Raw genomic sequence first — 13,007 nt, 5'->3', positions numbered from 1 at the left:
CGGGCGTGACGTGCGTGGGGTCACTTCAGGCCGGTGGTGGCGATGCCGGCGACGAAGTGGCGCTGGAAGAGCAGGAAGACGATCATCACGGGGAGCAGGACGACGACACTTCCGGCGAGGAGGACGCCGAAGCGGGTGAAGTCCTGTCCGCCGCTGGCGAGGGCGAGGCCGACGGGGAGGGTGTACTGGCTTTCGTTCTGGGCGACGACCAGAGGCCACAGGAAGTTGTTCCAGGAACCGAGGAAAGTGATGATCCCCAGGGTGGCCAGGGCCGGTCGGGTCAGCGGCAGGATGATCTTCCAGTAGATGGCCAGTTCGCGGCAGCCGTCGACGCGGGCGGCGTCGATGAGTTCGTCGGGCAGGCCGGAGATGAACTGCCGCATCAGGAACACCCCAAAGGGGGTGGCCAGGAACGGCAGGATCAGCCCGAGCAGGGAGCCGGTCAGTTTCAGGTTGGCCACCAGCACGTACAGCGGGACGAAGGTGACCAGGCCCGGCACCATCAGGGTGGCGATGACGAGGGTGAACACGGCGCGCCGCCCACGGAACTCCAGTTTGGCCAGGGCGTAGCCGAGCATCGAGCAGAACAGCAGGTTCCCGGCGGTGACGGCCGTGGCCACGATCAGGGAGTTGGCGAACATGCTCGTGAAGTCGAGGTTGCTGAACAGCTCACGGTAGTTCGCGAGCGTGGGGCTGGTGGGGATGAGGACGGGTGGGACCTTGCGGATGTCCGCCTCGGGTTTGAACGCTCCGGACAGCATCCACGCGAACGGGGCGATCATGAGCAGCAGGAGGCCGGTGAGCGGCAGGTAGAGCCAGGGATGGCCCCATTCCTGGCGGATGCGCCGGCGGCGCTGTGCCTGGTCGGCGTGCGGCGGCGTGGGGGCGGTGGTGAGGGTGGTCATGGGGCATCAGTCCTTGTCGCGCAGCACGCGGAACTGCAGCACGGTGAGAGCGATGATCAGGACGAAGACGACGTAGCCGGCGGCCGAGGCGACGTCGTAGTTGCCGTTGCCGAACTGTTTGTAGGCGTACATCGTGGCGGACAGGGTGGAGTCCAGCGGGCCGCCGTCGGTCATGACGAACGGCTCGTCGAAGAACTGCAGGTAGCCGATGCCGGTGGTCACCGCGGTCAGCAGCAGGGCCGGGCGCAGCAGCGGAAAGGTGACGCGCCAGAACCGCTGCCAGGCGCCGGCGCCGTCGAGTTCGGCCGCCTCCATCAGGGACTGGGGCACCGACTGCAGCCCGGCCAACATGATGATCATGACGGTGCCGAGGTTGCGCCATACCGCCATGAGGATCATGACGGGCAGGGCGAAGCGGGTGTCGGCCAGCCAGGCGGGGCCGTCGATCCCGAACCAGGCGAGGACGGTGTTGACCAGACCGGCCCGTGGTTCGAGGAGGGTCTTCCACACGACGGCGACGGCGACGACGCTGGTGATCACCGGGAGGTAGAAGCCGACCCGGAAGACGGCGCGGAAGCGGCGGATGCCGTGGTTGAGGACGACCGCGGCCGCCAGGCCGGCCGCCAGGGTGAGGGGCAGGCCGACCAGGACGAAGACGGCGGTGTTGCGCAGGGCGTGACGGAACTGCTCGTCCTCGAAGAGCCGGACGTAGTTGTCGAAGCCGATGAACGACACGTTCAGCGGGGTGCGCAGGTCGGCGCTTTGGGTGTCGGTCAGGCTCATCAGCAGGGACCAGACGACCGGCAGCAGCATGAAGGCGAGGAACAGGGCGAGGAACGGGGCGGCGAGGATCCACGCCGCGCGGGCCTGGCGGCCGTGCGGGGTTCGTCCGAGTCCCCGGATGCGGCCGCGGGCTGTCGATGCGGGGCCGGTGGCGGGGTGTTCGTGGGTTTCCTGCCCGGCAAGGGTGTTCGTGGGCATGATGGTCATCCGTCCGTGCGGGGGGATGCCGCGGCCGTCAGCGGCCGGTGCCGATGCTGGTGGCCTTGGACTGCAGCGTCTGTTGCACCTTGGCGACGGTGGTCCTGCCGTAGGCGAGCTGCTCCAGCTGGGAGTCGATGACGTCGGCGATCTGCTGCCAGGTGGTGATCGCCGGGGGCGCCTTGGTGACCTTCAGCTGGGCCTGGAAGGCGGCCATCTTGGGGTCCTGGTTCAGCTTCCCCTGCGACCAGGACTGTACGGCCGCGGGCAGGTTGCCGGTGGCGTCCGCGTACGTGGCGAGGTTCTTCGGCTCGGTGAGGAACTTGACGAACTTCCAGGCCGCGTCGGAGTTCTTGGCGTCCTTGAAGACGGCCAGGTCACTGCCGCCGGCCAGACCGGCCGACTGCGTGCCCTTGGGCAGCGGCATGGTCTGCCACTTGCTGTCGAGGGCCGGGGCGTTGAGGTGGAGGTTGCCACCGGTGCTGGCGCCCTGCTGCAGGGTGCCGAGCAGTCCGTCCTGGAAGCCCTGGTTCTGGTCGGTCTTGTCGGTCGGCGCCAGGCCGTCCTTGAAGATGGTGCCGTAGTACTGCAGGGCCTTGGTCACCGCGGGGGAGTCGAAGGTGAACTTCTTGGTCTGGGGGTCGTAGATGTCGCCGCCCTGCTGCCACACCATCGGCAGCCAGAACAGCCAGGAGTTGAAGCCCATCAGCAGGCCGGTGGCATTGCGCAGCTTGGGGTTCTGCTTGCCCGCTGTGGCCTGGACGGCCTTCAGGTCCTTCAGGTAGCCGTCCCAGTCGTCGGCCGGTGCGCCTTTGATGCCGGCCTTGGTGGTGATGTCGGTCCGGTAGTAGATCACCGAGGTGTCGGCGATGAACGGCACCCCGTAGGCGGTGTTCTTGTACTTCGTCGTGTCCCACTGGCCGGGGAAGAACGCGGACGACTCGAACGAGGCGGGGGTCGCCTGGAAGCCGTTCATGGAAGCCATCTCGGCCATCCAGGTGGAGCCGATCAGCGACAGGTCGGGGGTGTTGCCGCCTGCGATCGCGGTGGTCAGCTTCTCGTGGGCGGCGTCCCACGGCACGGCGGTGATCTGGATCTTCACGTCCGGGTTCTGCTGCTCGAACGTCGCGGCCAGGCTCTTGAGGGCCTTGTCGGGGTCGCCCATCGACCACATGACCAGCTTGCCCTTGGCCTTCCCGGTGCCGAGCGTCGCCGGGGCGTCGGTGCCGGGCTCGGAGTCGGCGGACCGGCCGCAGGCGGTGGCCAGCAAGGCGGCGGTGATGGTGACGCACACGGCTTGCACGGTTCTGGCGGTGGTACGGGAGGTGGTACGCATCGTGCGGCTCCTTTGCGGTTGAACTGTCCTGCAGATGGCGGCTAGGGCCGGCCCGGGTGGAACGGCATGCGAGAGGGGGGAAGGACGGGGTAGGAGGGGTCAGCCGGCCGGGATGAGGCGGTCGCCGTCCGCGATCACCTCGACGCCCAGGCGCAGATCGCGGCTGGAGCGGCCGACACGTAGCCGGTAGCGGCCGGGCGGCGTGTGCCAGGCGCGCTTCCGGGTGTCCCAGACCTGGAAGACGCGGCTGGGCACGTGCACCTGGGCGGTGGTCCGGGCGCCTGCCTCGGCCCGCGCGGTGGTGAAACCGGCGAGCAGGCGGACGGGCCGGTCAAGGCCGTCCTGGGGCGGCTCCAGGTAGACCTGGACGACCTCCCGGCCCTCCCGTGGGCCGGTGTTGGTCACCTCCACGGTCAGCTGGAGTCCGTCTCCGCCTGCGGGGCAGGTCAGGGCTGCGGCGGAGACGGACGGTTCGGGGAGGGACACGGACTCGTAGTCCCATGAGGTCCAGCCCAGGCCGTGCCCGAACGGGAAGGCGGGGTCAAGGCCCTGGCGGTCCCAGGAGCGATGGCCGACGTGGACGCCCTCGTCGTAGGCCACGATCCCGTCCCGGGGAAGGGCATGGGGCACCGGAACGTCCTCCGCACGGGCGGGCAGCGTCCACGGCAGACGGCCGGACGGCTCGGTGCGCCCGAACAGGACGTCGGCCAGCGCATGCCCGGCCTCCTGGCCCGGCAGCCACGCCCACAGCAGGACCGGCGCCTCCGACGCCCAGGGCAGCAGCACCGGCGCGCCCGCGTTGACCACCACGATCGTGCGCGGGTTGGCGGCCAGCACCTTGCGCACCAGCTCGTCCTGCGGGGCCGGCAGATCCAGCCCGGTGCGGTCCCAGCCCTCGGACTCGATCTCCTCGTTGGTGCCCACCACGACCACGGCCACATCGGCCGCCTCAGCCGCGGCGGCCGCCTCGGCGATCTCCTCGTACGGCGTCGGCCCGGGCGGAGCGTGACGCAGTTGGGCGGTGACGAAGCGGCCGTAACCGCCGGCCTCGATCACGCCCAGGTCGATCCGGACGGACAGCCGACGCGGCTCGGGCCCCACCTCCACGTCGATGCCCTGCAGCGCGGGGTGGTGGTGGGTGGAGTCGAGGATGTGCTCGACTCCCCGGTCGTCGTTGCCGGACAGGACCTCCTCGCCGTCGACCGCGATCGTGAAGCGGCCGGCGCACCCGAACTCCAGCCGGTGTACCCCCGGTTCGGACAGCGTCAGCACGGTGTGCAGGACGACGCGGCGCGTGGCCGCGCAGAAATCGTCGTACGACGTCCAGTCCCCGCTCGTCCGGACCGTGCTGCGCAGGATCGTTCCGTCGGCGCCGACATGATCCGCCCGTACCCCCGGCGTGCCGGAACGGTCGTCCTCCCCGGCCGCGGTGAGCATCGTGTCCGGGACGAAGGGCGGGCGGCGCCGGGAGTCCCCACCCCGGTGCACCGTCAGCCGCACCTGTGACGGCAGCGCGGCACGCAGCCCCTCCTCGAAGGACACCGTGCGCACAGCGGGCACGAACGCGCTGCCGCCGCCCTGGAGGTAGGGCGCCACCGCGTTCGGGCCGATCAGCGCGACGCTGCCAAGGCCGTCCGCCGCCAGGGGCAGCAGCTTCGGCTCGTCCCGCAGCACCACGGTGGCCCGGGCGGCGACCTCCCGCAGCAGCGCGAACTCCTCTTCCGCCGGCGCGACAGACACCCAGGAACCGGACATTCCTGCGGATGTCTCCTCCGCGTGTGCCTCCAGCTCGGCGAGCCGACCGGTACGGCGGGCCAGACGCAGCAGCCGGAGCACCTTGTCGTCGATGAGCTCCTGCGACACCTGGCCCGCGCGGACCGCGGCAACCAGGGCCTCGCCCCACGGGCCCTCCGGCCCCGGCATCACCAGATCCAGGCCGCCGGCCGCCGACGCCACAGTGGAATTGGTAGCGGCCCAGTCGCTGATCACGGGCCCGTCGAAACCCCACTCGCCCTTCAGCACCTCGCGCAGCAGCCGGCTGTGCTCGGTCATCGGCGCCGCCTCCACCCCGTCGTCGACCCCCGAGTACGCGGCCATCACACTCCACGGCGCGGCCTCCGCGAGAACCTGCTCGAACGGGGCCAGATACACCTCACGCAGCGTGCGCTCGTCCAGCCGGGAGCGGTACCGGGTGCGGTCGGTCTCCGAATCATTGGCCACGAAATGCTTCAGACAGGCGCCCACACCCCGCTCCTGCAGACCACGGACCACGGCGCCGGCCAACGTGCCCGTGAGCAGCGGATCCTCCGAGAAGTACTCGAAATGCCGTCCCGCGACAGGGGTGCGCTGCAGGTTCACCTCCGGCGCCAGCAACACGTCCACACCCTTGCGGTGCGCCTCGTTCGCGAACAGACCACCCAGCCGCTGTGCGAGCGCCTTGTCCCAGGTCGCGCCCAGCGCACTGGGCGCCGGGGCCAGTCGCCCGGTGGCTTCGGGGTCGTCTCCGGTGCCCCGCACACCCTGTGGACCGTCCGACGTCGTCACCGGCAGCAGCCCCAGCCGGGGCTCGGCAGGCAGCCGCCACACGGTCTCACCCGTCAGCAACCGCACCTTCGACGGAAGATCCAGAGCGGCGACGCGACGGCGAAGCTCGGCGTCGACGGGCCAGGGAACACAGGACATGAAGATCCTTCCAAGCCTCTCCTCACCGCAAGCGGGCATGCCAAATCAGCCCATGTGCGACGAAGAGGAAGGCCGAGAAAAGTCGGCGGAACATTCAAGAAGGCAGGCGCGGTGCGGTACTCGGCGGCAGCACACCGCGCACCCTCTCCACCGCGAGGCACCCGTGCCTCGCGTATCTGTAAGAAGTCGGATCAGCTCGGAGTCGGCTGGACGGTCGACCCCCGCACCACAAGAGAAGTGGCAAGGGAACACGAGGCGGCGGCCTGAGGCGAGCCGCGCACATGCTCCAGCAGCATGCGCACCGCCGACTCGCCCATCTCCCGCATCGGCTGACGGATCGTGGTCAACGCCGGGTAGGTGTAGGACGCCAGCTCGACGTCGTCGAAGCCGACCACCGCGACATCCCGAGGAATCTCCAGCCCGGCCTCCCGCAGCCCGACCACGACCCCGGCCGCGGAGGCGTCGTTGTGCGCGAAGACCGCGTCGAAGGCCACGCCGTCCGCCAGCGCCCGCCTCACCGCGGCCCGCCCGCCCTCGAACAGGAACCCACCACTGAAGATGCCACGCCCGTCGACTGCGATCCCGGCCTCGGCAAAGGCATCGACGAAGCCCGCCAGCCGCTCCTGCGTACAGCCGTAGCCCTCCGGACCGGTCACGATCAGCGGGCGACGACGCCCGATCTCCAGAAGGTGGCGCGCCGCCTGCTCACCCCCCTCCCGGTTCGTGGTCTCCACATAAGGGAAACCCGGCCGGTGACCGCGATCGTCGATCAGTACCACCGGCAGCCCTGACGCGTGCAACTCCGCGATGTACCCGAGGGTTCCCTCAGGCTCGATCACCAGCAGCCCGTCGAAGGACTTGGCCGCGACCTGCACACCCACCCGACGCAGTGACTCCTCGCCGCGGTTGCCGGTCAGCAGCCGCATACCGAAGCCCTCACGCTCCAGCGTGTCGAGCACCGCCTGCACGACCGTCCCGGTCCACGCCCAGCTCATCTCCGGAACCAGCATGCCGATCACCTGAGTACTGCCACGCGCGAGCCCGACCGCCCCGGCACTCGGCACGTAGCCGAGCTCCGAGATCGCCTCGCGGACCCTCAGGACCGTGGCCTCCTGGATCTCGCCCTTGCCGTTCAGCACCCGCGAGACCGTCGTCTTGCTGACGCCGGCCCGCGAGGCCACGTCAGCGATGGTGATGGCCACGCCACCTCCCTTTCTCCGTGTCGCTGCGGGCAATGTTTGTCCCGCACCGAAGGAACCGATCGTACAGAGACCTGTGAAACCGGTACCGGGAGGGATTCCGGAACCGGTTTCGGAACCGGTTCCGGCAGTGAAGCACCGTGAGGCCCAACCGGTCAACACACCGGAACAAACTCATTCGCGGGATTTTCGTGCCCTCTGTACCGAGCAGGGCGAATGGCCTGCCTACCCTGTCCACCCTGCGCACCATGCAGATCGAGGTGCCCAGCGCATCTCCATCCTCGGATTCCATGATCAGCTGACAGCCGCATGGCTCAACCTGGCCACCGTCACCCAGCCTCCTCCGGCATGGGCCACCCAGCCGCTGAACTGGTCTTGGAACTCATCAACGACTCCGAGTGGCTTTATCAGTGAGTCTCACCTACGAAGCCACCGACTCAAGCGTGACGATAGGTTCCCCTCGCTGTGGGGCCATGACGCCGACTGCAGCGTCTCGGGAAAGTGCTGGTCACTCATTTGCGATGCGTGAGCGATGCGTGAGCGGACGGCGAGGCAACATATGGATTCAGCAGCAGGCACGGACCGGCCCGCAAGTCGCTGATCAGGGAAAACGGTATTCGGTGTGATCATGCGGCACCGGCCATCACGACCCCGCGAGCCCTCGTAATGCGTAGGTCTCGGGTTCGAATCCCGAAGGCGGCTCCATGGTGGACCCCAGGTCAGGCCTTTGACCTGGGGTTTCTTGTTTTCGTTGACCTTGGAATTCGGGCAGGTCGGACACTTGTGGTCTGTGCATCGTAATGCGTAGGTCAGAGGTTTGGTTTCTGTGACGAGAACCCAGATCTAAGCCTCTGAACTGGCCTTTTGTTTTTCGGAGCGGCTGGCTCCGCCTCGTAACAGGGGTCTCCGGTGGACAAGCGGTGGACAGCTGTGCAGCGGGGGTGCAGTCCCGCTCAGATTCCGACGAGGACGGCTGGCCCTTTGGCTCATGGCGGCAGCGCCATCCGTGGTCCGTCGCTCTCGTAGGTCTCCGACAAGAGTGGCGGCTCCAACCGCAACCGATCCAGATGCCGAGGTGAAGGTCGTACGGCCGTACATCGCCGACGAGCACTTTCGTGCTCGCTTCCGCCGCGAGGTGGAGGCCGCGCGGCAGGCAGGCGGTTTCTGGACCGCCCCCCGTGATCGGCGCCGGCCCGGACGCCGTCACCCCGTGGGTCGCCAGCCGGTACATACCCGCTCCCCATCTCGGCTCGCTCGTTACCCGATGGCGCGCTGGCGGACGCGGCCTGGGGTCCGGACCGACCGAGGCGGGTGTCCTTCTTCGTGGTCAGGTGCGGGGAGAAGTTGTCCGGCTCGGGCGTGGAGCCAAGCGTCGTTGGCGTGGTGCCGCGGTAGCGGAGCTTGCGGTTGCCGAATGGCGTCCTCGGCGGGACGTGACCTCTGGGGCCGCCGTACCTGCCATCGGCCAGTGCTCACAGCTCAGTGCCGCCAACTGTGCGGAGCAGGGAAGCCGTGCTGCCGCTCCCAGCGACGCCATCTGGCCTTGCCATGGCTGGGACCGATCGGAGCGGAGGTGGGTCGAGCAGCCGCGCGGGCGAGGAGGATCGCGGTGATGGCCGCGACCTCCTCGGGCTCGGCATGGCCTTTCTCGACGCGCAAGGTGGGGGCGCTCATGGCTGAGTCCCTTCGTGTATCACTGCGGGGGGTTGCCGTGCTTACGGGACGGCAGGTCGGCGTGCTTGGTCTGGAGCATCGCCAGCGAGCGGATGAGAACCTCACGGGTCTGCGCCGGGTCGATCACGTCGCCCACCAGGCCGCGTTCGGCGGCGTAGTAGGGGTGCATCAGCTCGGCCTTGTACTCCTTGACCATCTTCTGGCGCATCGCCTCGGGGTCCTCGGCCTCGGCGATCTGGCGGCGGAAGATGACGTTGGCGGCGCCCTCGGCGCCCATCACGGCGATCTCGTTGGTCGGCCAGGCGTAGGTGAGGTCGGCGCCGATGGACTGGCTGTCCATGACGATGTAGGCACCTCCGTACGCCTTGCGCAGGATCAGCGAGATCCTCGGCACGGTCGCGTTGCAGTAGGCGTAGAGGAGCTTGGCTCCGTGTCGGATGATCCCACCGTGCTCCTGGTCCACGCCGGGCAGGAAGCCGGGTACGTCCAGAAGGGTGACGATCGGGATGTTGAAGGCGTCGCACATCTGGACGAAGCGGGCCGCCTTCTCGGATGCCTCGATGTCCAGCACCCCTGCGAGGGACTGCGGCTGGTTGGCGACGACGCCGACGACCTGGCCGTCCAGCCGGGCCAGCGCGCAGATGATGTTGCGCGCCCAGCGCTCGTGGACCTCCAGGTACTCGCCGTCGTCGACGATCTCCTCGATCACCTTGGCCATGTCGTACGGGCGGTTGCCGTCGGCCGGAACGAGGTCCAGCAGGACGTCCGACCGGCGGTCGGCGGCGTCCGTGGACTGCACCCGGGGTGGGGTCTCGCGGTTGTTCTGCGGGAGCAGCGACAACAGGTAGCGCACCTCGGCGATGCACGTCTCCTCGTCGTCGTACGCGAAGTGGCACACACCGGAGGTCTCGGCGTGCACGTCCGCGCCGCCCAGGCCGTTCTGGGTGATCTCCTCACCCGTCACCGCCTTGACCACGTCCGGGCCGGTGATGAACATCTGCGACGTCTCGCGGACCATGAAGACGAAGTCCGTCAGGGCGGGGCTGTAGGCCGCGCCGCCCGCGCACGGGCCGAGCATCACCGAGATCTGCGGGATGACCCCGCTCGCCTTGGTGTTGCGCTGGAAGATGCCGCCGTAGCCGGCCAGCGCCGAGACGCCTTCCTGGATACGGGCGCCCGCGCCGTCGTTCAGGGAGACCAGCGGAGCACCCGCCGCGATGGCCATGTCCATGATCTTGTGGATCTTCGTGGCGTGGGCCTCGCCCAGCGCGCCGCCGAAGATACGGAAGTCATGGGCGTAGACGAAGACCGTACGGCCCTCCACCGTGCCCCAGCCGGTGATGACACCGTCGGTGTACGGCTTCTTGGCCTCCAGGCCGAAGCCGGTCGCCCGGTGCCGGCGCAGCTGCTCGACCTCCTGGAAGGAACCCGGCTCCAGCAGCAGCTCGATCCGCTCCCGGGCCGTCAGCTTGCCCTTGGCGTGCTGCGCCGCCGTCGCCTTCTCGCCGGGACCGGCCAGTGCCTGCGCACGGATCTCGTACAGTTCGGCGACCCGTCCGCGCGCGTCGTGTACCACCGGCTGGGGAGTCATGCCGGCCGGTCTCAATCTTCCAGCCGGAGCACTGACTCGTCGAACCTGGCCATGGTTCCGCTGTAGCCGCCGGTGAGCGCGGAGAACCAGACGGCGTCGCGGGCGCCGATCCGGTCGCGCTCCAGGACGAGCGGTCCCTCGGCGGTGGCGACGCGCACGTAGTCGCCGACGGTGTCCGTCGTCGCGGAATCGCTCGTCACCGCGTCCAGCAGGGTGCGGAACTCCGGGACGTCGAGGACGTACAGGGTGGCCATCAGATGTTGTCCCTCTCGTATCGTGCCGCGATCAGTTCGGCCTTGCGCTGCCAGGTGGCCTTGAGGGACGGATCGCCCTTGCGGACCACGTCGGTCAGCGCGGCCACGGTCAGCTCGGCGTCGCGGGCGTCGATGTCCCCGAACTCCCGTAGCGGGCGGGTGATTTCGAGCTGGATGCCGTTGGGGTCGTCGAAGTAGATGGATTCGATCATTTCGTGGGCCAGCGGAGGGGTGACCCGGATTCCGGCGGCCTTCAGCTTGGCGCGCCAGGCCAGGAGTTCTTCCTCGGTGTCGACGTGGAGGGCTATGTGCCGAGACACGTGCATGAGGTCGTCGGGGGCCTGGTCCTGGGGGAGGTCGAAGTAGTAGAAGAAGGCCAGGTGGTTGCCCTTGCCCAGGGCGAAGAAGAAGTGGACGAAGTCCGGGAAGTCCTCCGACAGCCAGCCGGTTCCCGTGACGGCGTGGACGAGCGGCAGGCCGAGGGCGTCGCGGTAGAAGGCCACGGTGGCCTCGGGGTCCCAGGTGACGTGGGCTAGGTGGTCGACTCCCTGGAGCGAGAGCCGGTCGTGCGGAGTGGGGCTGCCAGTGGGTTCCATGCTCGTTTCCTTTCCTGGCGTACGGGTGGGGCTGCCGTTACGGGCGCGGAAGCGCGGTCACCCGCGCGGGCCGGGCCCGGCCGGGTGTCGGCCGGGCGGGGACGGCCGGTTCGCCGGCCAGCTTCCGCAGGGCCTTCTTGTCGATCTTCCCGACCGGCGTCTGGGGCAGTGCGGGGAGGAACATGAGCAGTTCCGGGGTCTTGAAGGCGGCCACACCGCGCTCGTGGAACAGGCGCTGGATGTCCGCGAGATCGAGCGTCTGCCCGCCCTTGAGGACGACACAGGCGCACACCGACTCGCCCAACTCCCGGTGGGGCGAGGGCACTACGGAGACGTCGGCGACCTGCGGCAGGCTGCGCACCAGCTCCTCGACCTCGTCGGCGGAGATCTTCTCGCCGCCGCGGTTGATGAGGTCCTTCGTGCGGCCCTCCACGGTGAGATTGCCGGCCCCGTCCTGGCGGACGACGTCTCCCGTCCGGTACCAGCCGTCCGCGGTGAAGGCACGCGCGTTGTGCTCGGGGGCGGCGAAGTAGCCCCTGGGCGTGTAGGGGCCGCGGGTGAGGAGCCGGCCCGGCTGCCCCGGGGGTACGGGCACATCGTCGTCGTCGACGAGGAGGATCTCGTCGTCGGGGCAGATGGGCCGCCCCTGTGTGGTGAGGACCAGGTGGTCGGGGTCGTCGAGCCGCGTGTAGTTGAGGAGGCCCTCGGCCATGCCGAAGACCTGCTGGAGCCGGCCGCCGAGACCGTCCAGGAGGCTTTGCGCCTCGGCGGGGGACAGCACGGAGCCGCCGACCTGGACCACCTTCAGACTGGACAGGTCGTGGTGGTTCGTTGCCGCGGCATCCAGCCAGCGTCGGGCGACGGCGGGGACGAGCGAGGCGACGGTCGCCCGCTCCTGTTCGATCGCGGCGAAGGCGGCCTCGGGGTTCGGCGACGGCATCAGCACAGCCCGGCCGCCGTTCATCAGCGCCGCGAGGACGCCGGGGCTGGCCAGGGCGAAGTTGTGCGCGATGGGCAGGACGGCGAGATAGACCGTGTCCTGGCCGTAGCCGCAGACCTCGCCACTGCGGCGGGCGTTGTACTCGTAGTCGTTGTGCGTCCTGGCGATGATCTTCGGAAGGCCCGTGGTGCCGCCGGACAGCAGGAACAGCAGTACCTCGCTCGCGTCGGGGGCGAGGGCATCGAGCCGGTGCCGCCGGGCGGCCGGGTCACCGGTGGCGGTCATGAGCGCGCGCAGGTCGACGTTGCCGGGGCGCACCGTGTCCCCGACGACCAGGACCCGGCATCCGTGGCCGCGTATCCGTGCGACGTGTTCGGCGAGCGACTGGTGGTCGAAGTCGCGCCAGTTGCTGGGCGCCACCACGGCCGAGACCTCGGCGAGCTCGGCCATGTACGTCAGCTCGTGCTCGCGGTGCGGGGGCAGGGCGAGGACCGGGGCCACGCCGAGCCGGGCGCAGGCGAGGACGAGGGCGATGAACTCCCGGCAGTTGGGCAGCTGGACGAGGATGTTGTCGCCGCGTTTCAGGCCGGTGCGGGCCAGACCTTCGGCCAGGATGTCCGCGGTCTCGGCGAGTTCCCGGTAGGTGATGCGCCGGTCGCCGTCGACCAGGGCGACGCGCGGCCCGTACGCGTCCGCCCATTCCCACATCAGCGCGCCCAGCGGCCGCTGCCGCCAGTAGCCTTTCGCGACGTACTGCTGGACGAGGTCGTCGGGCCAGGGGACGGCACCCGCTCGTGTCATGGGTCTCTCCTGCTTCTGCGGTCCTGTACGCACGGATCACGGGGCCGG

At 69.2% G+C, this 13,007-nt stretch carries 10 protein-coding genes; all 10 read right to left on the bottom strand.

Features of this window, described 5'->3' with window-relative positions:
- Positions 1-20: 20 nt before the first annotated feature.
- Positions 21-905, bottom strand: coding sequence for a carbohydrate ABC transporter permease (locus tag ACLZN2_RS34890; protein WP_416983462.1), 885 nt, complete (start codon positions 903-905; stop codon positions 21-23).
- Positions 906-911: 6 nt separating this feature from the next.
- A complete protein-coding gene (locus ACLZN2_RS34885; RefSeq protein WP_416983461.1) occupies positions 912-1,886 on the bottom strand; it encodes a carbohydrate ABC transporter permease in 975 nt (324 codons plus the stop codon).
- 37 nt (positions 1,887-1,923) lie between these two features.
- Complete coding sequence (locus ACLZN2_RS34880) at positions 1,924-3,222, bottom strand: extracellular solute-binding protein (RefSeq protein ID WP_416983460.1); 1,299 nt, start codon at positions 3,220-3,222, stop codon at positions 1,924-1,926.
- Between the two features lie 99 nt (positions 3,223-3,321).
- Complete coding sequence (locus tag ACLZN2_RS34875; protein WP_416983459.1) at positions 3,322-5,904, bottom strand: beta-glucosidase family protein; 2,583 nt, start codon at positions 5,902-5,904, stop codon at positions 3,322-3,324.
- 191 nt (positions 5,905-6,095) lie between these two features.
- Complete coding sequence (locus ACLZN2_RS34870; RefSeq protein WP_416983458.1) at positions 6,096-7,106, bottom strand: LacI family DNA-binding transcriptional regulator; 1,011 nt, start codon at positions 7,104-7,106, stop codon at positions 6,096-6,098.
- Positions 7,107-8,582: 1,476 nt separating this feature from the next.
- Complete coding sequence (locus ACLZN2_RS34865; protein WP_416983457.1) at positions 8,583-8,777, bottom strand: acyl-CoA carboxylase subunit epsilon; 195 nt, start codon at positions 8,775-8,777, stop codon at positions 8,583-8,585.
- A gap of 19 nt (positions 8,778-8,796) precedes the next feature.
- A complete protein-coding gene (locus ACLZN2_RS34860; protein ID WP_416983456.1) occupies positions 8,797-10,368 on the bottom strand; it encodes an acyl-CoA carboxylase subunit beta in 1,572 nt (523 codons plus the stop codon).
- A gap of 11 nt (positions 10,369-10,379) precedes the next feature.
- Complete coding sequence (locus tag ACLZN2_RS34855; protein ID WP_416983455.1) at positions 10,380-10,622, bottom strand: hypothetical protein; 243 nt, start codon at positions 10,620-10,622, stop codon at positions 10,380-10,382.
- Positions 10,622-11,218: a VOC family protein gene (locus ACLZN2_RS34850; RefSeq protein ID WP_416983453.1), complete on the bottom strand. Its 597-nt coding sequence runs from the start codon at positions 11,216-11,218 to the stop codon at positions 10,622-10,624. The genes ACLZN2_RS34855 and ACLZN2_RS34850 overlap by 1 nt, the downstream gene beginning before the upstream one ends.
- A 37-nt stretch (positions 11,219-11,255) precedes the next feature.
- Positions 11,256-12,959 carry a (2,3-dihydroxybenzoyl)adenylate synthase gene (locus tag ACLZN2_RS34845; protein ID WP_416983452.1) on the bottom strand — a complete coding sequence of 568 codons (1,704 nt, stop codon included), beginning with the start codon at positions 12,957-12,959 and terminating at the stop codon, positions 11,256-11,258.
- Positions 12,960-13,007: the final 48 nt, after the last annotated feature.

Origin of the sequence: Streptomyces sp. T028 (assembly GCF_048159505.1) — a bacterium.
Classification (GTDB): domain Bacteria; phylum Actinomycetota; class Actinomycetes; order Streptomycetales; family Streptomycetaceae; genus Streptomyces.
The sequence above is the reverse complement of the archived record's forward strand: the minus strand, read 5'-3'. Positions and strand labels throughout refer to the sequence as shown.